Below are 24380 nucleotides of genomic sequence, written 5' to 3' on the forward strand. Positions count from 1 at the left end.
GCTTACAATATAACACATTGTGTAACCTTTTTCAATCCGCAACGCCATAAAATACGCACATTTTATTGACTAGTTCGGTCAAATGATTCCCAATGAAGACTGATTTTTGTTACAATAGGGTGATCGTAAAAAAAGGAGTACACCCATGAAAACAGATTTATTGCCTGCTCCTCTCCTGTGGGGAGATAAACGGTTCCATACTTGGAATTACGAAATGCGTGAGCAATTTCAAAATAAAGTGTTCAAAGTCATGCTGGATGCCGGTTTTACCTGTCCGAATCGCGATGGCTCCATCGCTAAAGGGGGTTGCACCTTTTGTAGCGCACGCGGATCGGGTGATTTTGCCGGGCGTCGTCGTGATGATCTGGTCACCCAGTTCAATACGATTCGGGATCGGCAGCATCTAAAATGGCCAAACGCCAAATATATTGGCTATTTTCAAGCCTATACTAATACGTATGCCCCGGTTGAGGAACTGCGAGAATACTTCGAGGTTATTCTGGAGCAGCCCGGTGTTGTCGGTCTGTCCATCGCTACACGTCCTGATTGCCTGCCTGACGATGTAGTGGATTACCTTGCCGAGCTAAACGAACGCACGTACCTATGGGTCGAAATGGGTCTGCAAACTGTCCATGAATCGACCTCAGAGCTGATTAACCGCGCTCATGATACTCAATGCTATCTGGATGCGGTGGAAAAGCTGCGCAAGCGGAATATCCGCGTGTGCGCCCACATTATTTATGGTCTGCCCCAAGAGACGCATGAAATGATGCTCGATACGGGACGGGCGGTAGCCGCTATGGATGTGCAGGGCATCAAAATCCACCTGCTGCATCTCATGCGCAAAACGCCCATGGTCAAGCAGTATGAAGCGGGATTGCTACGCTTTCTGGAAAAGGACGAATACGTTAAGCTGATAGTTGATACGCTGGAGTTTTTACCTCCCGAAATGATCGTTCATCGGTTAACCGGAGATGCCCCACGCGATTTGCTAATGGGACCCATTTGGTCGCTTAAAAAATGGGAAGTGCTTAATGCCATTGATCATGAACTGAAGTCACGTGAAACGTGGCAGGGAAAATACTGGAGGCAACCTTAAATGGGCTTCCTATCCGTCCTGGGCTACGCTCATCAATTGGTGGCTGCGCGGGTGCAGCCAGGCGATACTGCTATAGACGCCACCGTCGGCACAGGAGCAGATACGTTGTTTCTGGCAAAAGCTGCTGGTAAACGGGGCCGTGTCTATGGCTTCGACATCCAACAAGAAGCACTGCATTGCGCCCGTCGTCGACTGGAAGAAAACGCTTCTCCTTCATTAGCAGAAGTATCGCTACTGCTACAAGGTCATGAGCAAATGCGGGAGGCCGTTCCGGACATGCTGCATGGCAAAGTCGCTGCGGTCATGTTTAACCTCGGCTACTTGCCTTCCGAAGGCGCCGATCCTACGGTCATCACCCATACAGACAGCACGCTCGTCGCACTTGATGCTGCCTTACAATTGCTGCGACCACGCGGCATTCTGACTGCCGTGTTATATCCAGGACACGCCGGAGGCAGTGAAGAAGCAGATGCCGTTCTTCAATGGGCTTCTGCTCTCCCGGTCTCCAGTGGTCAAAGCATTATTTATCGACAATTACAACGAGCCGCTTCGCCTTTCGTAGTGGCGGTTGAGAAGAAATAATGTCGGATTTTAAACTCAGGTTATGAGCGGCTTTTTAAGCCGCCTTACATATATTATTTTTCAAGCTCGTTTGGGCACTATTCATCCCAGTTTATTGCCACAGCGGCACGTTATTGATTTCCCTATTCTGTTAAGTCGCACTCATTACTCAATATGGAGGAGAGAAATTATGCTAAAGCCATACCCGCTGCAATTTCAACCTGAGTTCAAAGAGAGAGTTTGGGGAGGACGGGCCTTAGAGCAATTTGGTCTAACCCCACCAGAAGGACATATCGGGGAAGGATGGATGATTGCCGATCATCCAAACGGAACAACAACGGTTATCAATGGTGAGCTGGCAGGCAAAGGACTGGATGAAATCCGCGAGACCTACGGGCAGGATTGGCTCGGGGCCAAGGGTGTATCGGAAAAAGGCGGACGATTCCCACTTTTGATCAAACTACTGGATTGTAATGATGACTTATCCGTTCAGGTGCATCCGACAGATGATTACGCAGGACTTCCAGCCGGAGAATTAGGAAAAACTGAAATGTGGTACGTGCTTGATGCCAAGCCAGATGCCAAGATTATTTATGGTCTGACCGAAGGTGTAACCCGCGAGAGTCTGCGCTCAGCTCTTGAAAGTGGGGATATCCTTGGCAGTTTGCGCCAGGTTCCAGTCGAAGCAGGCGATACGTTCTTCATCCCCGCCGGAACCGTACATGCACTGTGTGCAGGCGTTGTCGTTGCTGAAATCCAGCAAAATTCGGATACTACCTATCGCTTATATGACTACAATCGCCCCGGACTGGACGGCAAGCCTCGTGAGTTGCATATCGAGGATTCCCTCAATGTAACCTCCTACGAAGGTGCAGGCGCAACAACGATGAAAACGGACGGCTTACAGCCTGGTAAATGGCTCCAGTTGGCAGCATGTGAGTATTTTGTTGTGGAAAAGGGTATCGTAGATGGAAGTTGGGCACTTTCTACAACGGAAGACAGCTTCACCATTCTCGTGATTTGTGAAGGCAGTGGGACCATAACATGGAACAATAATACCGAGTCTCTTTCCTGTAAAGCTGGAGATTGCTTCCTGTTGCCCGCTAACCTGAGTGGTTACACGCTGAATGACGGAATGACCGTACTTAGATCTTATCTTCCTTAAAGCTTAAAGGATGTGATGTCTAATTATGCGGGAATACACCTTCACCATCGCTGAAAATGACGGAACAGAGCTTTTTGCCTACCGCTGGCTGCCTGATCAGAATTTGCCCATTAAGGGGATTGTCCAAATTTCGCATGGTATGTGTGAGACGTCCTATCGCTACATCCGACTGGCCGAAAAACTTACTGCTTGCGGTTATGGCGTTTATGCCAACGATCATATCGGTCACGGGCGCACGGCTGGTGATCCTGATAAGCTGGGTATGCCGGGAGCTAATGCGTTTAATCGAATGGCAAACGGCATGCTGGAGCTAGGCGAAATTGCAGCTAAGGAATTCCCTGATCAGTCTCGTTTTTTGCTGGGTCACAGCATGGGGTCCTTTTTAACCCAGAAAATTATGTATGATGATCGGCAAACGTATCACGGGTTTATTTTATCGGGAACCAACGGACGACGTGGTCTCCTAAAACTCGGAGAGCAAGTTGCTCTACTGCAAGCCAAGTTGCAAGGAATGGATCATCGCAGCATGCTGCTCAACGCTATGGTCTTTGGCGGCTTTAATCGTGCCTTTCGTCCGGTGCGTACGGCGTTCGACTGGCTGTCCCGTGATCCTGAGGAAGTAGATCAATTCGTGCACGACCCATTATGTGGAGCTATATGCACGACAGGCTTTTTTCTGGATTTTTTCAGGCTATTACAAGAAATCCACTGGCCTTCCTCGCTGAAACACATCAATCCCAAACTGCCAGTTTATATTTTTGCCGGGGATCGTGATCCAGTGGGTTTGTTCGGTAAAGGTGTGTTGTCACTAGTGGAAATGTATCGAAGCCTAGAGCTTCAGGACATCGAATATCGCCTCTATCCTGACGGTCGCCATGAGATGCTTCATGAAACAAACCGCGACGAGGTGATGAGTGACATCGTGGACTGGCTCGACCGTCATGTTAACACAGGGGTAACCTCTGTTTCCGCATTGTCTGGAGACTCCGAGGCACCTGGACATTCAACCTCGCCCAAGTCGTCAACCTTGTGAGGAAATAAGAAAAGAAACCTTTAAAAACCACGATTAAAGTGGGATTGAAGGTTTCTTTTTTATTGCCTTATATTCATTTGGATATAGTTTTAAAAATCACCATGCATTCCGTTCTCTCAGGGAAGTAATATGAGCTGTGTGATGCTTGCCATGCCAGGCATAGATGCCGATGTTTCGTTCCAGGCGGATCGTCTGGCCCGATTCAGGATGAATAAATGTTCGGTGTAGCTGATCCTCTCCCAACGATCGTAATACGGTCACCCACCGTTCATGCAGTCCTTCCAGCAATTGCAACGAAGGTTCCAGTGGAAGCTCCCTGGCGTCTGGTATTTCGGCCCAACGCCCCTCATCATATGGCTTAATCGTCGGCGTATCCTCCGTCAGTGCCAGCTTAAAACGGATATAGCTATTCATATGGCTGTCTGCCATATGATGAACTACCTGCCGAATCGTCCAGCCCCCTTCGCGATAAGGCGTATTGAGCTGCTGCTCATTCAGTCCTTCGACCGCCTGACGCAGCTGTGCAGGCAATTCAGCAATGTCGTGAATCCATGCGATAAGCTGTTCTTCTGTAATGGTATCTGGAACAACGAATGATCCTATCGGATAGCGCAAGTCTTTGTCCAAAACAGTTCCCGCCCTTCTCTGCATTTACTGCCTGTAATGTCAGTTGCTTTATGTTATAACTATGCAGGAAAAAAAGCAGACTCGCAAGAGTCTGCTTTTGTCATACACGTAAAGAGAAGATACACTTGCCCGATTTATTTTATCCTTCGAGTAACAATGATTCCGGATCTTCCAGCAATTCTTTGACCGTTACCAGGAAACGAACCGCCTCGCTACCATCAATAATCCGGTGATCGTAGGACAACGCGATATACATCATCGGACGATTTTCCATGCGTTCCTCGTCGATGGCAATCGGGCGAAGTTGGATCTTATGCATGCCCAAAATACCCACTTGCGGCGTATTGAGAATTGGCGTAGACAGCAGGGAACCGAAAATACCTCCATTGGTTATAGTAAACGTTCCTCCTTGCAAGTCGGCCAGAGAAAGCGAATTGGAGCGTGCTTTGCCAGCCAAATCTGCAATACTTTTCTCGATCTCAGCAAAGCCAAGACGGTCGGCATCCCGCACAACTGGCACGACCAAACCTTCCTTGGCAGATACAGCGATCCCGATATCATAGTATTTTTTCAGTACGATATCATCGCCGTTAATTTCTGCATTCACGGTAGGGAAGCGCTTGAGTGCGCCAACCACTGCCTTTGTAAAGAAGGACATAAAGCCCAAACCTACATCATGTTTTTCCTTAAACTTATCTTTACGGCGTTTACGCACATCGAGAATGGCGGTCATATCCACTTCATTAAAAGTGGTGAGCATGGCAGCTGTTTGCTGTGCTTCAACAAGACGCTTAGCGATCGTCGCTCTGCGCCGAGACATCCGCTGGCGTTCCACAGGCTTGCTGTACTCCGTTTGTGCTGGAGACGGAGGCGCAGGCTTGCTAGTAGCGGGAGACGCAGGTACAGATGCTGCACGTGACACTTCAGAGCTGTTATGCGTTTTTACGTCCTCCTGGAAAACACGTCCGAGCGGGTCCTTTCCCTGTACCTGCTCAAGATCAATCCCGCGCTCACGCGCCAACTTCCGGGCGGATGGTGATGCCGTCTGGCCATTCCCGTCGCCATTCGATGAAATAGGCGGTGCAGACTTTTCTTCTGCTTTAACGCCGCCTCCTACGGAAGACGGTGAAGTCGCTACGGACGGTGCTTCAGGCGCTTGAGTCGCTGCAACTTCTCCAGCACCGGTTGATTCCGCACCACCACTGCCGCTTCCGATCAAGCCAACAGCTTCACCGATGACTACAGTATCACCCTCCTGACGAAGGATTTTCTGGACCACACCTGCTTCTTCCGCACTAATTTCCAGATTGACCTTATCGGTTTCCAACTCCAGTAGAACATCTCCCTGTCCTACGGAATCCCCTTCCTTCACAAGCCATTTGGAGATTGTTCCTTCCGTGATGGATTCTCCCATTGCTGGCACTATAATATCGCTCACAGCCGCTACCTCCCAAGTGTAATATTGTTTTTGGAATCCTGCTTCAACGCCGATTGAATAATTCGCTGTTGTTCTAGGCTGTGTACTTGCTGATAACCGCTGGCCGGGCTTGAACGATCTGGTCTGCCTGCGTAACGAATTTCCGCTCCCTGTGGCACTACATTCCGCAGACGAGGTTCAATGTAACTCCAGGCCCCCATATTTTTAGGTTCTTCCTGAGCCCATACAAATTCCTTAACATGCGGGAAGCGGCCGAAAATATTCCGAATTTCCTCTTCCGGGAAAGGGTATAGCTGCTCCACACGAATAATATGCAGACGCTCTTCTGCCTCATTCTTATCCTTTTCCAATGCTTCTTCGAGATCGATGGCAATCTTGCCACTGCACAGTACAATGCGCTCTACACGATCCGGACGTGCACCCAGACCAGGCTGTTCCAACACAGGACGGAACGCTCCTTCGCTGAATTCAGAAGCAGGCGAAGCGACACGATTATTACGAATCAGGCTCTTCGGCGACATCATCACAAGCGGGCGAGCTTCCTCACTTTCGCTTAATGCAGCCTGACGGCGCAGTAGATGGAAATACTGTGAGGCACTGCTCAAATTAGCGACAGTCCAGTTATTTTGTGCGGACAACTGGAGAAAACGCTCCAGACGTGCGCTTGTATGCTCTGGTCCTTGTCCTTCGCTACCATGCGGTAACAGCATCACCAGACTCGATTTCTGTCTCCATTTGGCACGGCCTGCGGAGATGAATTGGTCAAAAATAACCTGTGCACAGTTGGCAAAATCGCCGAATTGTGCTTCCCAAATCACTAACGTTTCAGGAGAATACACGTTATAGCCATATTCAAAGCCGAGGACAGATGCCTCAGACAATGGACTGTTATGAATACTGAATGAAGCACGTGCTTCCGGCAATGTATGCAACGGGCAATGTGTACGGCCTGTTTCAGGCTCATGCAGCACAAGGTTACGGTGAGCAAATGTAGCTCGCTCCGCATCCTGACCTGTCATACGAATAGGCTTGCCGTCTGCGAGAATGGTGGCCAAAGCCAGCGTCTCCGCCAAGCTCCAATCTACCTTTTCCCCTTCGTTCAGAGCGGTTTTTCTACGCTGTAAAATTCGATCCAGCTTCGGATATACATGAAAAGCCTGTGGCCATTTGAGTAAGTTTTCATTGATTTGGCGCAGCTTTTTCAATTCCACTGCAGTACGTACCATAGAATTCTGATTCTTTTTCGCCTTCACAGGAGTCATTTCCGGCTCTTGTTCCGGTTGATTCTTCACATGCTCATGCGCTTCCTTCAGTCTGTTTTGGACCTTTTCAATGAGGCCGGCACTAAACGCTTCATCCACTATACCCTGCTTCATCAGCTTTTGAGCATATAATTTGCTCACCGTCGGATGATTCTTCACCTTACGGTATACCAGCGGTTGTGTTGTTTCCGGGTCATCGGATTCATTGTGACCATAACGACGGTAACCAATCAGATCAATCAAATAATCCTTCTTGAAACGATTGCGATATTCACCAGCCATACGTGCCGCTGCAATGCAGGCTTCAGGATTATCCGCGTTCACATGTACAATTGGAATTTCATAACCTTTAGCCAAATCACTGGCATAACGGGTCGAACGTGAATCGACACTCTCTGTCGTAAAACCCAAACGATTATTCACAATAATATGGACCGTGCCGCCATTACGGAAACCACGCAAATTTGTGAAATTAAGTGATTCTGCCACGATACCTTCACCTGGGAAAGCCGCATCACCATGCATAATAATTGTAGCTGCCTTGCTCACATCCAGCTTCGGATAACCAGCCTCACTGCGGTCTTCCTGTGCAGCTCGTGAAAATCCTTGTACTACCGGATTTACATATTCCAGGTGACTCGGGTTATTCGCCAATGTTAGACGGGCTTGCACTGCTCCCCCATCTTTTACAAAACGATCAGCACCCAGATGATATTTCACATCGCCAGTCCAGCCGTAGTTAATTCCTGTGGAACCTTCCGACGGGATCAAATCCTTATTCGGCGAATGATGAAATTCAGAGAAAATTTTACTGTAAGGCTTGCCCAGCACATGAGCCAGTACATTCAAACGGCCGCGATGCGCCATACCCATCAGGACATGACTTGCTCCTGCATTTGTGGTTAGACGAATAATCTCGTCGAGAACAGGGACAAGCACATCATTACCCTCGATGGAAAAACGTTTCTGTCCGACGAATGTTTTATGCAAAAACTCTTCGAACTGTTCTACTTCTACCAATCTGCCTAGCAACGACTTGCGTTCCTGTGTTGTAAGTGGCTTGGAGGACCAGCCAGATTCTGCATAGCTGTTCAGCCAGCGGCGTTCCTCCTCGTTGTGAATATGACTAAATTCATAGGCAATCGGACCTGTGTATGCTACACGTAACCGTTGAATGGCTTCCCATCCGTTAAGTGTTCCCGCAGGAGCGTTATCCCATATTAAAGAGGCTGGAAAAGCCTTTAAGTCTTGTTCAGTTAAACCGTAAGATGCTGGATTAAGCAAGCGTGTATCCTGCTCTGCATCCAGTCCCAGCGGATCAATCTGGGCGGCTAAATGTCCGTACTCACGGATATTCCACACCATTTTCCCCGCTGTAACCGCTTTCTGTAATGTGTTTGAATCAAGGTGCCCCAAAGCACTTGTGGGGGGGCCTTGCAATTTGTTGTCTATCATGGAAGCAGCCGAATATTCGGATTGTGGCGGCTCACCCCATTGATCAAACAGCTCGCGGTAAGCCGGATCAACCGTTCCGGGGTCCGCTACATACTTTTCATACTGGTCCTGCACATAACCTAGATTAGGTCCATAATACGCCTGCCAAGGTACCTGTCTGCTGCTCTCTTCCATTGTCATCTCGTTCCCTCCGTCAAATTTTGAAATTCATAGCTGGACGGAAATCATTTTCATTTTTTATTAAGTCTTCAATTTAAGTTGTTCACAATATGCTCACATTATATGAAATCCTTCATCAAAAGTCGAATTTCACAATTCTTATTTCTCTTCCATTGTATAAAGTTTTCTAGCTAGGAGCATTTCCTTTTTCTCAACATATCCATGCGTAAATGAGATGAATCGGGCTAATCTGTAATCAAACACCTGGCAACTTAAATAACCAGCCGTTGGATATCAACCGTCGGCTGGTTATTTAAGTTTATATTGCTCCTCATACTACGCCAAACCATTTTGAAAACAACTTCCCAGTCCACCTCACTATGATTATCGTTAACAGCAGAATTTAAAAGGTAGAGGGTCCGATACGATGCAAATTCAAACTTAAAGTGACATTAAAGTCACTTTTCTGTACAATATTCCTACTTTTCACTATTATTTTAATTAGGCATCTAAAAACCGCTTTGAAAGCGAAAGGGATGGAACTGTGACTGGATTAAAACAAGTACTCAGAAACAAGAATTATGTCAGGTTTTTTCTGGCAACCTTCGCCTCACAAATGGGAGGAATTATCGGGGTTACTGCATTCATGTTTTATTTGTTGAAACGGTTTACAAACCAGCCATACTATGCAACGCTTGCCGAGTTAATGTATTCGCTCCCGATGCTGGTAGTGTTTCTCGTGGTTGGAGTGCTGGCAGATCGGATGGACAGACAAAAAATTGCTGTTAATTGTGACTGGATCAGCGCTTTTTTATCCTTATGTTTGCTTATTTTTATTTGGGTCGATTCGATTCCTTTGATATTTGCCCTTCTCTTTATCCGTAGTGCTGCCTCCAAATTCTTCTTCCCAGCCGAAAGTGCCATTATACAGGGAATATTAAGCGAAGATGATTACACTATTGCCGCAGGCCTCAATCAAATGATGGGGAGTCTTTTCATGTTATTTGGAGGAACTCTGGGGGCCGTCGTTTACTGGCACTTTGGAATTACTGGAGCCATCCTAATTGATGCTATTTCTTTTATTGTGTCTGCACTGCTTATTCGTTCCTGCAAAATTCCAAAGGAAGTACGCCTTCCGAACGGGGCACATCATTTCAAACAATTAAAATTCAAACTTGTCATGATCGATTTTAAACAAGGGTTTCTTTACATATTACGCAACAGACTACTGCTTTGGTTGGTTTCAGGCTTTTTTATGTTCGGTATTTTAAATGGTGGATTTAGCGTTTTACCGATGTTTATTCTTAAATATAAGCTAGCTCCGGGCAACTATGAGCAGTATATGGTATGGACAGGTATTATTTTTGGAGCTGGTGTGTTGCTTGGTACCCTAATCGCTTCTCTCATCTCCGCCAAGCTAAAGCTACACCAAATGATTGCAGCGGGAGTTCTGGTAGCCGGAATAGGTATGTGCATACTTGGATTTGTTAACCACATCTACGCCTTTCTGATTATCAATTTTGTCATTGCACTGATACTTCCGTTCATTAACATTGGCATAGGAGGATGGCTTCCTCGTATTGTAGATCCTCAAATGATGGGACGTGTGCAAGGCTTGATTAATCCGTTAATGATGCTGTCCCAGTCTCTTACATTAGGTTTCATTGCTATAAGCTTTCCTTCATTTATTTCAATTGAGTTCTTGTTTTTATTAGTTGGGGTCTGTACCGTTATTGTAGGAATATATTACACTATTGTGCTTCCCCGTTATGCTGATTACAGCACTTCTTCCAAGACCCTTCAGGAATCTTTATAGGCAAATTAAAAAAGTCAAACAGCAGACCATTCCGCCAGCGATTGTTGAGTTGCCACTTCTGCCTCCAAATCCAGTGCAGAGGTGGCTTCATCATATCTCCTCTCAAATGCTCCACAAGTACACACATTCGTTGCATACGACTAGCTCGTCACAACCCAGTAGATACATAGACCGATAGGGTATGTAATATTCAAAAAAAACGCCCGGCAGACGCATTAGCTGCATCAACAGGACATTTTGATTGAAATCGGAGTAGCGGGATTCGAACCCACGACCTCACCCACCCCAAGGGTGCGCGCTACCTAGCTGCGCTATACCCCGATAACCAAGTGTATGTAGATCGATGCTGTTATTTACCATTATATTCTGGTCATAAAATCCTGTAAAGGGATTATTTTCTCATCCTTCCGTTGCATTTTTAAGTTGTTTTCATTATGGTAGATACAAAAGTTAAGAGGTCAAAAACAGAGATCATAGGAGCTAACCATGCAAAGCAAAAAAGTGCTTATACCCGTTGCATTACTTCTTTTAATACAGTTAAGTGTTCCTATCTTCTATACCTTTGCACAGGATAACCTTGTCATAGATCATGAAACAAAAGAGAGAATCAAAGAACAATATGGCTTGGATGAACCGGAATTTCCTTCATCAAAGCAGCAGCAAAACATATTATTGGGAGGTGATTTTGGATTTACTCCCTCTGGTGATGCTGTTGTAGTGGAATTGACCATATTGATTCGGTATCCGCTCATTTTTATCAGTCAACAACTGGTACATTCACTGAAATCATAATTTTTTTTCTACAAGTTCCATGATATAGAGCATAAGAATCATTTATTTCGTAGCAAGTTGTCTGCCACTCGGGGTCACTCCATCCTTCTTATTGAAAAGGTTTAATTCAATGGGGCCCCTCCCATGTAGCCACAGCAGTTCATCGAATAAAAATGTCAGTCCATCCTTAGCGCGTAAGCGCTCGATGATCTCCGTAACAACTTGCATAACTTCCCCTTGTACGCCCTCTGCCAGTTGCAAGCCTCCGCTCTCTCCATCCAGATAAAGATGCGTATGATATGATTGCTCCACCTTCTTCACATGGCGCAAACACAGTATGCCATTTTCGAGGTAAAAGAAATATTGATGGTCATAAAGAACCCCTTCGCATATCTCATACATATGAGGGTAATCATACGGCCCCTGAACCATGGATACCCGTTCCAATTCCATTACCGATTCTGTCATACATCCTCGCTCCATTCCTTTGTTCAAAGTTTCTTATTTGCCAATATACTTTCTTCTACAGGTAGTTTTTCAAACTAGGTGGTTGAACGATAATTAATTGCTAATTGTAAAACGTTTTGGTACGATAAGCATATTACTACGACGTTCACAAATAACATTTCAATAAACCAAATGCACATTACAGTGTTATTTTTGTTGTTTCCAGAATACATCGAACAGTGTTTATTGTCAATACTTTGATGTTTCTTTTTAACACTATAGAATGCATTTAGCTGGAGGAAAATATGATAAAGATTCATCTTTCCCGTATTATGGGCGAAAAACGAATAAATATTGCCGAGCTTTCCCGCATGACTGGATTACATAGAAACGGAATCACCAAACTTTACAACGAAGAAACAGACGGTGTGAAATTTGATACGCTAGATAAAATTTGTAAAGCTCTAGACTGCCATGTTCAAGATGTTATCGAGTATGTAGAGGATGATACAAATTAGTAAAATGAACTTCTGTTGTTATGAGAAACTGTTTCAATTAGGTTTAGAACCCTTGGCGACTCCCTGGTGAACTGATCGAATATTTGCCGGAAGACGACGAAGAGAGCCGTTAACACGCTTAACGGCTCTCTGTTCTTTATATAATATTCAAATTTTTAACGATCTTCCCATTCAAATTAGGCTTGAAGATCATAATCCCTTCCTATCAGCGATTTCAAATAAACTCTTCACACGTATGATAAATATCAAATAATGCATTAGGGTTACGTTTTCCTTTTAAAATTACGTACATTTTATTCGATACAATCCTGATCACATCCATTTCTTTGTTCCTGAATCCAATAATAACTGGGCGATTAACGCTAATATAAGACTTTGGTTCAAAAATAACTCCCCAATCCAACCCACTGTGATTACTTTTTACAGTCTCTCCTACTCATTTCAGAGTATTCTTTCATGACAAAAGGTGGTTGCATAATTTATAGTTCACTTATATATTTTCCTCCTTTAACTCCTTTTAAACCCTTAGAAAAGAAAAACCACACAGAATTAATCCATGTGGTTGGAGTGCAAACTCACTATTAAAGAATCATCTTAGACCGAATAAAAAATCGGAACATGTTTTTGCTCTCAATTTAATTTGATTATTTCCTATTACCTTGAAGATTCTTTACAGTTCCAGCAATGGCTTGATAGTGATTAATAATTGAGTTGTTTTGAGGATTAGAAGCAAAACTATTAGAGATTTGGTATGGCTCTCTATTAAAATTACTAATTCCACCTATATTTTTAATAGAAGGACCATAATTCTGATCGTAGTACCACTCACCATCTAACGTATGGATAAAAAATTCTCCCAAGAAATAGCTTGATAACAGAACGTTTTCCTCCGTCGGTTCTGAACTTAGCAAAGCTTCGATGGTTTTTAATGAATTTTCATCTTTAAAGTTCAGATTATTTACCTCGACAAATTTCTGTAGCTTCTCAAACCATCCTTTATCTAAAAAGTTAGCAGGAGGAAGATTATCTTTAGGCACATTCTCTTCAAACCATTTTAGAGCACACTGATCAATAATCTTTTCTAGGGTGATAAATATATCTCGTAATGACTCTTCATCCTCATAATAATGAAATTTCTCCATCTTTGATCCATCAATGAAATAAAAGCTATACACTGATTCGGACTCAGTCATAAAAGTAATGCGTATTGCATTCTCTGTCCAATAACTTTTATCGATTTGGATTGTTTCCTTAAATCCATTGACTACTCTTGTAAAAAACCAAGTATTGTTTAAATGCTCATAAGTAAAGTTCAAAGCAGCTAATTTGTTCCCTATGGTTTTTCTGATAATATTTGATATTTTCACAAAATATTCTCCTTACAAGATAATTGGAACATGCATCCGTGGAACAGGAAAAAATCATCCTACTCTCAATTTAACGAGCAAATGATCATCTTAGAGCATGTTGTCTCCTAATTTATATATTTTCAGAATGAGGAGCTAAAAAGAAACCTCATAGAGTTTTATACTCCATATGGTCAAATTAACTATACAATTAATTTTTAATCGTTCAAGAGTTCCTGATTTATTCTTTTCATTTCTTTAAGGCACAAATCAATTCTGTCTAAATCTATGACTGTTTTATCAACGCCAGCTACAAAAAACAACTTTAGCCAGAAAGCATCCTCCTGAGCGTAATTTTCAATAGCTTGTTCAATAGTTTCTTCTGTTAATGACTTCACAATAATATCTGGTGGCGATGCAGGAATAAAATTAATATTCTCTTTGGTCATATAACTAATTAGATTTTTTGGGGTACATACAGCAACAGAAATATTAGTCCCATCTTCAAGTTCAATAAATACATCTATATTATCATCCTCAATATCTGCTATCTGAGATAGTGAAGTTGGATATACAATTTTTTTCACTCTCATTTGGGCCTCCTCATTTACCATAAACATTATATATGATATCAATAACTGTTTGTTCGTTAGCCATATTAGCCTTAGCCAAAATGTTCATTTGGCCATTATTCATTCTAAAAAACACTCTTGCTCCTTTTTCCCCCTTAAGTAATTAATATCTCTTATTAGATTTCTCGTTCCATTTCCCGGATTAAAATTTCTTTTAAGGAATTTGCCACAAGTTCATCTGCTTCTAAATGTTCTTTCCCTTCGTTTTTACTCATTTCAGAGTATTATTTCATGTCAAAAGGTGGTTGCATTAATTTATATTCCATTCAAAATTCCCTTCTTGCTTTGCCATCTTAATGCGAAGAAAAATTCACGGTAACATCACCTGATACTAAGATCGTGAGAAGATCCATAAAATATTGCTGTGGTAAAAATCCATAACATCTCTCTTCTTGATCCCATTCTTCCTTAAATCTTTCCAAAAAATAATGTGCGTTTTTCCAATGGATCGTGAACGGTCCTACTGTCCCAAAACCTCCACAGAGACAGTCCGATATACTATCCAAGCTAAATCCATAGTACCCTCCAGGCCCATTCATCGCTTCACCAAGTGCTATAAAAAATGTTTTAAAATCAGATATGTATTCGCCGTCTAAGGTGTAGACTTCTCCTCGTTTATCCTGTCTGGTAAAATGATTAGATGCAGAATGTATTCTAGTCACGTTTAGCCACCCAGACGTTCTTCTTTAGAAAAGCCTTGCCATATATTATTATCAAGCGACTGAGCACCCTTTAAAAACTCCCATAATCTTAATTCCACAGGGGAGGGCTCTGTTTCAAGTTCTTGGGTAGAATAATTAATTAATTTGAAGGCGATAAGGATTGAGATCCTCTGGCTTTTTAATTTTTTTCAGATCTTCAGTAGGTAAATAGAAGTAAACATCCTTATCTTTGGGCTCAAACGTTAACGAAGCATCATACTTCTTTTCAACAATCCACTGCTTTATTTCCAACATCTCTTGAAGATAATGAGTGGCTGAAAAGTTACCTTTAATATAAATTGTAGCGTTTGATGAGAAGGCTCGGCTAACAGTAGAATAGCTTGGAATTTCATCGCGGTATATTATAGTATGACTTCCAAGACTATATATATCTACTATCACTTCTGCATCTGATCCTGTAACTTGCTTTGCTTTTTTGGTCACGGCAGTTTTTATCTCATCCATCCAAATAGAACAGGCATAGTTATCCATCATTTGCCCATAATAGTCTTCATCCACCAAAAAAGAAATCCCTGAGTCAGAAATCACATTAGCTATAAATTTATCATTCTTAAAATCATAATCAACTGAATCAATTTTCCAGTTCATAGTGTACGTTTTATGTAGGTAGTCAGTGACGTTACTCCGAAATTGGACTCTTTCTATCGGACTTCCTGTTGTAATGGATACAACTGTATATGCAATTACAATGATGATCACGAATAAAACAGTTTTTTTTACCACTCCAACCAAACCTCTCTAATAAAAGAATCATGTAAAAAGCTCTAAAGATTCTAGCAAAAAGTCACGCTTATATTTGTTTTTATGATCGGTCAGCTTTCTTCTTATCATTTGTCTACATATGTCCTTTTGAGCCTCAGAGATTTTATCTTGCACGTTACTTATCAGTTGATAAGAATGTCTACTCGCTTCAAAGGTATCATCCAGTAAATCTACCAGCGCCACAACATGAGTAGATACGTCAAAAAATTCTAAAGCATATAACAGTGTTCCTCTATTCCCCTTGGTCTTTGGATTTCTTAACAAGTCGATAAGAGGCAACACCGCTTCACGGTCTCCTAGATCAGCTAACGTAATGGCGATTACATTTCTTAGCAATACACTATCCGTCGTTGCTAAATATCTCAATAATATTGGAGTGAATGTATAATCCAGCTTTTCACCTATCTCCTCTATAATCTTTACCGCTTCCTTTAAATCTCCACTTTCTATGACTTCTTCTAATCGCATTTTGTTCATAGTTTACCAACCCACCTTATTACAATATATAGCAACTATCCAGTCTTAAAGCAATTCAATAATTTACATATGATAACAATCCGATGTCTCTTTTGTATATAGCGAACATTGTTGAGACCCTAAATAAATATCCACTCATTGATTTAAAACAAACAAAATGTTATATTGTCTATAAAATAATCATCATTTAATTGAGGTGTTTGCTAAAATGGATCATTCCGAACTGTTCTGGAATGCTGGAATCGAAGAACTGAAGCGAGGATATATTCGCCAAGAAGAACAGGTAATTTGCCTGCTGGACGGACAGCGATTTGAGCAAGGCATCATATATCAGGATCAAGGGGTATTTTATGACGCGGAGAGGTACATGCGACTTCATATTGAGCGGACGTACGGTTCGGTCTTTGACTATTTGATCGGTCTGGACAAAAAGCTGACTGGACTGACGGATCATCAGAATCGGTTGCTTCAGTTATTTTATCAAGGCATGGGCGATGCGGATATTCAAAAGGAAACTGGAATCGGCAGCGCATCCACCATACGTAATCATCGCTTTGGTCTCAAAGAAAAAGAACGACAGGCCAAGGTTTTTCTCACATTAATGGAGCTGTTAAAGGAGAAAGACCGACACGCTCCTGCCATTGTAGAAGTACCAGTACAAGCACGGATGGTGGACGAACGCTACAACATTACGGAAAACGAGCGGCAAAAGGTACTCACGAAGTATTTTCCGAATGGGACAGACGGACGCCTAAAGACCTTTAAAATGCAAGAAAAGCACAAGCTGATTGTGCTGCGTGAAATTGCGGGCCGTTTTGTAAATGGACAAATATATCATGAGAAAGATATCAATGCGATTTTACAGGAAGTATATGACGATTATGTCACGGTGCGAAGATATATGATTGAATACAATCTATTGGATCGTAAGCCGGATGGCAGTGAATATTGGTTGAAGGAATCTTGAATCTTAACGTTTATACAATAGGAGGATTCGACAATGAATCGAAGAAAAGAATTGGTGCAGCAGTACATGGAGATGAAGACAGAGGCAGGAATCTATTGCATTCGAAATACACGTAACGGGAAAATTTTCGTCTCTTCCACGCCGAATTTAAAGTCGCTGAATGGACGGCGTTTTGAGCTGAACATGGGTGGATTTAAGAATAAACAACTGCAACAGGAATGGAATGAGTATGGCGAAGATTCGTTTGAATTTGAAGTGCTGGACGTTTTGAAGAAAAAGGACTCAGCGTTCTTTGATGTCAAAGATGCACTGACAAAGCTGGAGCAGACCTGGCTTGATCGACTCCAGCCATACGGAGACAAGGGATATTTGTAAACTTACCGATCCACGGAAAACTCCTTCCGAAGGTAGCCAAAAATAACAGCGTCGACAAACTGACCTTTTTCATAAAAATAGTCTCTCAGGTGACCTTCTTTAGTAAAGCCACTTTTGAGCAGTAGCCGTCTGGAGCCTTCGTTATCTGGATCAATGAAGGCTTCTATACGGTGAACCTGCGGCAATTGAAAGCCATAATTCACGACCACCTTCATCGCTTCTGTCATCAGACCTTGCCGCCAATATTCCGGTGCCAGCTCATACCCAATTTCAATACGGGAGTGCTCCTTGTGCCAGTTATGGAATCCAATTGTACCCACGATCCGCTCAGGAGCTTCTTTTAACGTAATCCCCCAACGAAAGCCCTCTTGCTTCTCATATCTGGTTAGCATCGAACGAATAAATTTTTCGGCTTGCTCTACCTCTGTAAAGCTTTCCAAGTCATAATATTGTGTGACCTCATCCTTGGAAAAATAGCCGAACACATCCTCCGCATCCCCTACTGTAAGCTGTCTTAAACGAAGCCTATCGGTTTCTAAAATCGGAAACGTTTCCATTGACATTATCCATCTCCTCCTTTACATCGAAGAACCTATCTTATCAGCCACCAGCCAATCCCAACCATCACTCCATTTATGAAGAATAATACAATACATGCTCTCCACTTGTGGATTCCACTTGTTTGAAAAAAACCTGTGACTTTACTACGACACATGAACAACGTAAACAACAAATTCCAAATAATACGCATACCATATTTTACGTAGTATAGAGCAGGGTTTAGCTGTACACCGCCCAACGTTGGAGGGACATCTGGAATAAACAGAATTGCACACGTATAACGCATGGTCTCATATGTAAAATAAAATACTGCCAGCCACCAAGCCCACTTCTTACCAAATAACATACCGACACCGGCAGTCGTCCCTGCCAAACCGAGTAACGCGATAAATCCTTGAAACATGCCCCTACAAATGCCTACTAACGTAGAAGCCTCATTTAATGCATTAAGCGTCAATAGCTGGGTCACCAACAGAAGTGCCCCATTAAAGATCAATAAAATGGCTGAAATGCTTACACCTAAAGGTCGTTCGAAAACCACGTTCGTTACATAATCTTCTACTTCTTTTTTCGTATACAGATCTGACACTTCTTCTACTCTCCTAACCCAAATTATATACTTCCATTTTCGGGCGGGTATAATAACAGTATGTTCTCGCCTCATTCCCATATATCGGCTTTTAGGAAAATATGATTTAATCTTTCCTGAAAATTCCGTTATCCGTAAGCTAATTATTATTATTCAGTGCAGCCATACAGCTAATGATCATCCTCTAATGGTGTCTAATTAGCTTCATGAGAATCTTTATCATTAACAGAATCCCAAATAGAGTAATATCTATCCTTATACTACCATTCCAAGAATGAATCTGACAAATGAATGGACTACTACTCGCGCTTATGAATGTACACGCGTTATTTTCGTGGCCCTGTAACCTTCAGATGACTGGATATACTCTACTTGATAACCCATTCGGGCATCCAAAAGCTCTTCCATAAACGGCAGGCACGGACTGTAAATAAAACTCCCTCCTGGCCGAATGGCTCTAAGCAATTCCATATATTTGCGAGCGTACTCATGAATATTACCATCTGCCTTCAGATGATGATGTATAAAATGATTGGAGAATGCCATATGTGAAATGATCGTCCCCCATGCACTTTCTCCAAAGGTGGTCTCTAACCAATCTCCTCGAGTGACACAACCTTCTGTTTCAGCCAGCCGATCTGTTCCGTAAGCCTCAATTCCACAGGCACGTAAATAAGTAATTAACCGTGCCTCAGATCCGCAACCAACATCTAGAACAGGCTCTTGTAAACGAGCAATATCCAATCCTAGTAGATTAGCTTGCAACTCCGGCGTATATTCCTCACAAGGTATCCAAAAGGTATACTCACACTCTGCATACTTAGCAAACATTTCACGTCCATTGGTACGAGTTAAAAAATCTCTCAAATGTCCGTAATGCTGCTGAAGCAGCAGGTCCAGGATTGCTCTATCTATAGATTTCTTCTGGAACAACTTTTCAATCCGAGTGAAGAGTCGATCATACAGCTCCGTAAGCTCCCTCGCATGATCTGTGTGAAAATGTAGATACTGATTGGTATTTACAAACTGGGACAGTATTTTAGCCGCTACATCCGTCACAAAAGCGTTATACGTATGCTGGCGCTTCAAGCTTTGAAGCATGAGGATCAGCTCCGAGCTTCTCTGCGTCAACCAGTACGTCATTTCTGTTGAAGGTCCTAACAGAACAGAACCCTCGCGCATATAAAATAAACTCCGATGCTGATTGTACAGGAGTTGACCGTTAATAAGATTATGAAGTTGAGCGACTGTCATTCTCGCTTCCTCCTTAAGATCCAGAACATTAAAGCCCTACCCAAGCCTAAGCAATGCTATCTTTGGGTAGGGCCAGCTTATTTTCTAAGTATACCATGACTATGGAAATAATGTTTTATTGCGAATCTTCCGCCTGTACATAAGAGGATAAAGGAATATTCAACTCACGTATTCCCTGAGCTACCAGCCGAGCTATTTGCTCCGCACCGTATTCCTGAAAATGTGTATCATCCTTCACTCCATCAGGAAATGCAGGATACACCCCTGGCTCCACATGTAAAAATAACGGAAGTGTTCCTTCGAGGCCAAGTGTATCATAGTACGCTACACTCAAGCGGCTAAGATCGACCAGTGCAACATTTGTCTCCGATGCTGTTTCCTTCATGGCCTGCACATATTCCGGGAAACTAATCCGAAACGAGGCACTTGCCGCATCATAATCCCGGCGGCCAACAGGAGTAATTAGCACAGGTGTTGCACCGCGTTGGATGGCTCCTTGGATGTAGGTTTTTAAGTAAACTTTGTAATCCGCGGGTGAAACATAACGCTCTTGGTTGTTGATCGCGGCATCATTATGTCCAAACTGAATGAGCAGATAATCTCCTGGACGGATATTGCGTAAAATATCATCTAACCGCCCTTGTACCAGAAAGGTTTTCGTGCTTCGTCCACCAATAGAACGGTTCACAAAAATAGGCTCATCTGTGAAGAACGGAGCAATCATTTGCCCCCAGCCCGCTTGAGGCTTCATCGCGGATTTATAGGTTTGAACCGTAGAATCTCCCGCAAGATATACCGAAGGGCGTTCTCCAGCCGTTCGAGCATCCTTTGGAGTAATAACCAAAGCGTTAATCTTCGCTTCATTACCTGAGAAATACAATTCGAGCTGACCGTCGATGAGTGCAAGTTCAAATCCAGCCTCGACAAATTGTCCTGCTGTTTTGGCAGTAGGTTCTACCTTGACGATGGACTCGGCTTTAACCGTAATGTCTGTGTTTCCGGCAGTATCTCCGGCAATTAGGGAAAGCGTGTAATCCGCAGGTGGTAAATTGACGACAAATGATGATCCTTGAACACGAACAAAATCTGAGCGTATAGCATTACTTCCACCACGATCCTCTTCATTCACTTTGGAAAGATCGGTAAATCCATAGCCTCGCTCAGGCGTGTAAACATCCTTGGCAGTGACTTGGGTGTAGCCGTCAGCTACGTTCCCAGGGCCAAAGTCAAATCGAAGAGGCGCCGCAAGCTGTCTTTCGGCCAGTGCCTGCCCTGGGATAAGTATGGTTGCAAACAACAAGCTGAACCCTGCGCATAATCCAATCATCTTACCGAACAACCTGTGACGCTTTCCCTTTTGTTTCAAGCGCAACCCTCGCTTTTCAGGTTATTTGAGTGGTTTGTCATTGTCTCTACGTGTATTGCTCCCCGCCAGCTTTTGACAACCTTGATCCAGCGCCCAGGATACCACAATGCCAACCGTGTACCTGATCAGATCCGCGGTTAGGAACCCTTTCCCAAGCACCAGGCCGCCCAGCGTCGTTGCCCGAATATGGTTAATCCAGGGAGCCTGGTACATCTGGCTGAACTCAATGGCGAAGCAAAACAGCAAGCTGCCCCACAGGGCTACAGACAATTGACGATTCACCCACAACATTCTCAGCCCAAAATAAATCATGCACGCCCACAAAGCATCCCCAAAGTGATTAGCAACGAATTCAGGCAACTGGGAGGAGAAAACCCGGCTTCCCAAACCCAACAAAATCGTGACCAGCACAGCAATTAGGTACGCAGCGCGGGCCTTCCAGCGGAATTTCGCCTTTATTTCCCGATTGGCCTTCCTGATGATGCTCTTACGAACGCTCCTCATGCTAAATCACCTGTCCTAATGCTGGGACATCTTCGCCAAGCTGCTGGAAATTCGTAAATCATCCTCTCTTGGATAGCGCTTGCAAGATTGCTGAACCTTTTGCTGATGACATATTGTATGCACACTAACTTGTCTGTATTTTTCATAATATAATTAATCATAATGAGCCTCCGTAATATCGTACAAACCATCAGCAACTTCCAAACTGTTCATGTGAGGATACTAAAATTCAATACCACGCACCTTGGCAAAAACCATTTCGTGTGCCATGCTTCCCTCTTCATCATACTCGACGTTTCTTAAAATCCCCTCCAGTGTAAAACCTGCACGTTCCGCTACCTTGGCGCTGCGTGTGTTTCTGGAATCACAACGAATCTCCACCCGATTGGCATTCAAATGCTGTATGGCAAAATCCGTAATACCGTGCACGGCCTCTGTGATAATGCCTTTTCCGGTCCATGATGTTCTGAGCCAATACCCAATTTCAAATCTTCGTGCATCCCAATCAATACGATGCAGACCGCTGCTGGCTACAAATTCTCCCGAAACCGTATCAAATATATACAACATCATATCAGACCGATCCAGAAATTTAAGTCTGGCTTGGCGCGAACGGATTTCAGATTCCTCTGCCGTAGGAAGATTTCTTGCAAACGGAAGCCAAGGCCGCAGTTCATTCGCACTCTCTCGCATCGCCTCATTGACTGCCGCCCCATCCCCCCACTGCGGGGCACGTATGGTCAATCGTTCCGTCTGGAATTGGTCAGGGAACGATAAGAGAATGGGATTCGGTTGCTGCTCCATACTCATGATGCACCCTCCTCCTTATTCGTTGAATAACTGCGACGATCCAGCCAACCTGTGATTTCACGCAAACTCCCAATCTGATAGTCCGGTACAATGCCCGTTTCCTGCCACGTCATAAAGCCTTCCAGCCAGATGGTATGCAATCCTGCACTTTGTGCACCACGAATATCATTTGTCGGGTGATCGCCTACATAGCAGGCATGGCCGGGATCGACAATGCCCAGCTCATTCAGAGCCAACTCGAAAATTCGAGGATTAGGCTTCTGGATGTTGACGCCGCCCGATACGATAATAGAATCCACATAATCCCTCAGCATAACTCGGTCGATTTTCGCTTGCTGCGTACGGAGTGAGCCGTTGGTAATAATACCAAGCTTCAAGCCACGCGACCGCAGTTCGGACAGCACTTCCTTGGCCCCGTCCATCAACACCGTAAACTTATGAAATTCACCATACCAAAAGCCCAACATCTCTTGTACTGACGTATCGGGATTTTTCAGTTCCAAGTCTGCATGCAGCTCGGTATACAGTTCCCTCTTATCCCGATATCCGTCCTGATCCGCCAAACGTATCTGTTCAACGACAGCCGCGCGGATCGCAGGTTCTTCTGCCACAATAAATCGTTCTATAAAGCACTCTGTATATGCCGCAAACGCCTGTTTGCGATGAATAAGAGTATTATCCAGATCAAAAATAATCGCTTCTATGGACATAAATAGCTCCCTTCCTTCATCCTCTTGCACCGATTAGGTTGAAACAAATTGAATAATTCCTATTAGAAATAAAAGAAAAAAAATAGACAAGAAAATGATGATCATGTACTTCAAGATTCTCTTGGAGGTCGACTTTTGTTCCAGTTTGGTCTCGATCTGGGTCAACCTTTCTTTGATTTCTTCCAAATCCTGCTCCACCTTCACATCATGCTCCCCTTCCTTCGTTTCGACTTATTCATCTTCCTGACACTCACTCACAAAAGTTGCTCCAAAAACGCACCTTTTTTACGGCATTAAAATCAATTTGTTCATAAGGCTTCTCTCCAAATTCCAGCTTGAAATACTCCTGCAAACATTCCCCATACACGATAATATCCGTTTGATACACTGAAAATACCGGATTTCCTTCTTCAGATGGCTGCTCTGGGATATATCGATGTCCGTTGATCGGGATTAGCTTGGGCACACGTAAAATCTCACGTTTACATATATCAACGGCTTCCGCCGAATCTGTCGGTTTTTCGCCCCATTCGGGAGGCCAGAATATATGCTGCTCCACATCAAAAATCATACCTTCCAGCGGCCAATTCAACCTTTGCCGAATTACACCCATCCGCTGTGGTGACGTATCTCTCCAAGGGATAAAGCTTTTACCGATGGGAAGAACACTCATCAGAAGCTCCCTCAAATCGGGCGGGAAGTGAATATCATACCTGCCTTCGACATCGGTAACCTCTTGCATGGATAAGCCTGGAGCTAAGGTCACATCGTGTTTACGTAATAAATCTATGATATAAGCGATATCCATCTCTCTTATCGACTCCTCAGTAGCTAGCTAGTTGACCGGATTCGTCAAGAGGCCTACCAGGCTTGTAACTTCAACTTCACCAACACGGCGCGGGCCTTCCATAAAATATCCCCTCGTTCCTGCGTATGCTGTCTGCTATTTCATAG

The 24380-nt window shown here is 43.6% G+C and carries 27 protein-coding genes and 1 tRNA gene; 9 read left to right on the forward strand and 19 right to left on the reverse strand.

Going from position 1 to position 24380, the window contains the following annotated elements:
* Positions 1-145 precede the first annotated feature (145 nt).
* The 4 genes from mnmL (at position 146) to NLX78_RS20500 (ending at position 3858) form a co-directional block, all read left to right on the forward strand.
* Positions 146-1099, forward strand: coding sequence for a tRNA modification radical SAM protein MnmL/YtqA (mnmL, locus tag NLX78_RS20485; RefSeq protein ID WP_250267864.1), 954 nt, complete (start codon positions 146-148; stop codon positions 1097-1099).
* Positions 1100-1681, forward strand: coding sequence for a tRNA 5-(aminomethyl)-2-thiouridylate-methyltransferase MnmM (gene mnmM / locus NLX78_RS20490; protein ID WP_250267863.1), 582 nt, complete (start codon positions 1100-1102; stop codon positions 1679-1681).
* A 169-nt stretch (positions 1682-1850) separates the two neighbouring features.
* Entirely contained in the window at positions 1851-2825 is a 975-nt protein-coding gene (locus NLX78_RS20495; RefSeq protein WP_254351390.1) for a type I phosphomannose isomerase catalytic subunit, read from the forward strand.
* Positions 2826-2850: 25 nt separating this feature from the next.
* The gene (locus NLX78_RS20500; RefSeq protein WP_235307870.1) at positions 2851-3858 is read left to right on the forward strand and encodes an alpha/beta fold hydrolase; all 1008 of its coding nucleotides are present in this window, start codon (positions 2851-2853) and stop codon (positions 3856-3858) included.
* Positions 3859-3954: 96 nt separating this feature from the next.
* Here NLX78_RS20500 and NLX78_RS20505 read toward each other — a convergent pair whose 3' ends face one another.
* The 3 genes from NLX78_RS20505 to NLX78_RS20515 form a co-directional block, all read right to left on the reverse strand.
* Positions 3955-4485: a YfiT family bacillithiol transferase gene (locus tag NLX78_RS20505; protein ID WP_302057454.1), complete on the reverse strand. Its 531-nt coding sequence runs from the start codon at positions 4483-4485 to the stop codon at positions 3955-3957.
* A gap of 139 nt (positions 4486-4624) precedes the next feature.
* The gene (gene odhB / locus NLX78_RS20510) at positions 4625-5923 is read right to left on the reverse strand and encodes a 2-oxoglutarate dehydrogenase complex dihydrolipoyllysine-residue succinyltransferase (RefSeq protein ID WP_254351392.1); all 1299 of its coding nucleotides are present in this window, start codon (positions 5921-5923) and stop codon (positions 4625-4627) included.
* Positions 5924-5928: 5 nt separating this feature from the next.
* Entirely contained in the window at positions 5929-8820 is a 2892-nt protein-coding gene (locus tag NLX78_RS20515; RefSeq protein WP_254351393.1) for a 2-oxoglutarate dehydrogenase E1 component, read from the reverse strand.
* 523 nt (positions 8821-9343) lie between these two features.
* Here NLX78_RS20515 and NLX78_RS20520 point away from each other — a divergent pair.
* Positions 9344-10615, forward strand: a complete 1272-nt coding sequence (locus NLX78_RS20520; protein ID WP_254351394.1) for an MFS transporter — start codon at positions 9344-9346, stop codon at positions 10613-10615.
* A 247-nt stretch (positions 10616-10862) separates the two neighbouring features.
* Here NLX78_RS20520 and NLX78_RS20525 read toward each other — a convergent pair.
* A tRNA-Pro gene (locus tag NLX78_RS20525) sits at positions 10863-10936 on the reverse strand.
* Positions 10937-11101: 165 nt separating this feature from the next.
* Here NLX78_RS20525 and NLX78_RS20530 point away from each other — a divergent pair.
* Positions 11102-11407 carry a hypothetical protein gene (locus NLX78_RS20530; protein WP_076158061.1) on the forward strand — a complete coding sequence of 102 codons (306 nt, stop codon included), beginning with the start codon at positions 11102-11104 and terminating at the stop codon, positions 11405-11407.
* A gap of 42 nt (positions 11408-11449) precedes the next feature.
* On the opposite strand, the gene NLX78_RS20535 is transcribed toward NLX78_RS20530, so the two are convergent.
* On the reverse strand, positions 11450-11854 hold the full coding sequence (locus NLX78_RS20535; RefSeq protein ID WP_254351395.1) for a hypothetical protein: 405 nt from the start codon (positions 11852-11854) through the stop codon (positions 11450-11452).
* A gap of 284 nt (positions 11855-12138) precedes the next feature.
* Here NLX78_RS20535 and NLX78_RS20540 point away from each other — a divergent pair, with 284 nt between their 5' ends.
* The gene (locus tag NLX78_RS20540; protein ID WP_016820594.1) at positions 12139-12351 is read left to right on the forward strand and encodes a helix-turn-helix domain-containing protein; all 213 of its coding nucleotides are present in this window, start codon (positions 12139-12141) and stop codon (positions 12349-12351) included.
* 644 nt (positions 12352-12995) lie between these two features.
* Here the strand turns inward: NLX78_RS20540 and NLX78_RS20545 are convergent.
* The 5 genes from NLX78_RS20545 to NLX78_RS20565 all read right to left on the reverse strand — a co-directional run bounded on the left by NLX78_RS20545 (position 12996) and on the right by NLX78_RS20565 (position 16290).
* Positions 12996-13718: a hypothetical protein gene (locus NLX78_RS20545; RefSeq protein WP_254351396.1), complete on the reverse strand. Its 723-nt coding sequence runs from the start codon at positions 13716-13718 to the stop codon at positions 12996-12998.
* 197 nt (positions 13719-13915) lie between these two features.
* The gene (locus tag NLX78_RS20550) at positions 13916-14290 is read right to left on the reverse strand and encodes a hypothetical protein (protein WP_254327682.1); all 375 of its coding nucleotides are present in this window, start codon (positions 14288-14290) and stop codon (positions 13916-13918) included.
* 332 nt (positions 14291-14622) lie between these two features.
* Entirely contained in the window at positions 14623-14991 is a 369-nt protein-coding gene (locus NLX78_RS20555) for a barstar family protein (RefSeq protein ID WP_254351397.1), read from the reverse strand.
* A 135-nt stretch (positions 14992-15126) separates the two neighbouring features.
* Complete coding sequence (locus tag NLX78_RS20560) at positions 15127-15639, reverse strand: hypothetical protein (protein WP_254351398.1); 513 nt, start codon at positions 15637-15639, stop codon at positions 15127-15129.
* Positions 15640-15801: 162 nt separating this feature from the next.
* Positions 15802-16290, reverse strand: coding sequence for a HEAT repeat domain-containing protein (locus tag NLX78_RS20565; protein ID WP_254351399.1), 489 nt, complete (start codon positions 16288-16290; stop codon positions 15802-15804).
* A 208-nt stretch (positions 16291-16498) separates the two neighbouring features.
* On the opposite strand from NLX78_RS20565, the gene NLX78_RS20570 reads away from it, so the two are divergent.
* On the forward strand, positions 16499-17257 hold the full coding sequence (locus NLX78_RS20570) for a DUF2087 domain-containing protein (protein WP_254326444.1): 759 nt from the start codon (positions 16499-16501) through the stop codon (positions 17255-17257).
* 33 nt (positions 17258-17290) lie between these two features.
* Positions 17291-17632, forward strand: coding sequence for a GIY-YIG nuclease family protein (locus NLX78_RS20575; protein ID WP_069291460.1), 342 nt, complete (start codon positions 17291-17293; stop codon positions 17630-17632).
* Between the two features lie 2 nt (positions 17633-17634).
* Here the strand turns inward: NLX78_RS20575 and NLX78_RS20580 are convergent, their stop codons facing one another.
* The 9 genes from NLX78_RS20580 to NLX78_RS20620 form a co-directional block, all read right to left on the reverse strand.
* Complete coding sequence (locus NLX78_RS20580) at positions 17635-18195, reverse strand: GNAT family N-acetyltransferase (RefSeq protein ID WP_061829107.1); 561 nt, start codon at positions 18193-18195, stop codon at positions 17635-17637.
* A 29-nt stretch (positions 18196-18224) separates the two neighbouring features.
* Complete coding sequence (locus NLX78_RS20585; protein WP_250261988.1) at positions 18225-18782, reverse strand: hypothetical protein; 558 nt, start codon at positions 18780-18782, stop codon at positions 18225-18227.
* Between the two features lie 309 nt (positions 18783-19091).
* Positions 19092-20036 carry a class I SAM-dependent methyltransferase gene (locus NLX78_RS20590; RefSeq protein ID WP_250261989.1) on the reverse strand — a complete coding sequence of 315 codons (945 nt, stop codon included), beginning with the start codon at positions 20034-20036 and terminating at the stop codon, positions 19092-19094.
* Positions 20037-20151: 115 nt separating this feature from the next.
* Positions 20152-21363 (reverse strand): rhamnogalacturonan acetylesterase, encoded by a 1212-nt coding sequence (locus NLX78_RS20595; protein ID WP_254351432.1) that lies wholly within the window; start codon positions 21361-21363, stop codon positions 20152-20154.
* 60 nt (positions 21364-21423) lie between these two features.
* Complete coding sequence (locus NLX78_RS20600; RefSeq protein WP_165176205.1) at positions 21424-21906, reverse strand: ribosomal maturation YjgA family protein; 483 nt, start codon at positions 21904-21906, stop codon at positions 21424-21426.
* Positions 21907-22128: 222 nt separating this feature from the next.
* Positions 22129-22716: a GNAT family N-acetyltransferase gene (locus NLX78_RS20605; RefSeq protein ID WP_250261990.1), complete on the reverse strand. Its 588-nt coding sequence runs from the start codon at positions 22714-22716 to the stop codon at positions 22129-22131.
* The gene (locus NLX78_RS20610; RefSeq protein WP_254351400.1) at positions 22713-23426 is read right to left on the reverse strand and encodes an HAD family hydrolase; all 714 of its coding nucleotides are present in this window, start codon (positions 23424-23426) and stop codon (positions 22713-22715) included. The genes NLX78_RS20605 and NLX78_RS20610 overlap by 4 nt, the downstream gene beginning before the upstream one ends.
* A gap of 33 nt (positions 23427-23459) precedes the next feature.
* Complete coding sequence (locus NLX78_RS20615; protein ID WP_250267849.1) at positions 23460-23630, reverse strand: hypothetical protein; 171 nt, start codon at positions 23628-23630, stop codon at positions 23460-23462.
* Positions 23631-23676: 46 nt separating this feature from the next.
* The gene (locus NLX78_RS20620) at positions 23677-24234 is read right to left on the reverse strand and encodes an SMI1/KNR4 family protein (protein WP_061829100.1); all 558 of its coding nucleotides are present in this window, start codon (positions 24232-24234) and stop codon (positions 23677-23679) included.
* Between the last annotated feature and the right edge of the window lie 146 nt (positions 24235-24380).

Source organism: Paenibacillus sp. Lou8.1 (assembly GCF_024213565.1).
Lineage (GTDB): Bacteria > Bacillota > Bacilli > Paenibacillales > Paenibacillaceae > Paenibacillus > Paenibacillus polymyxa_B.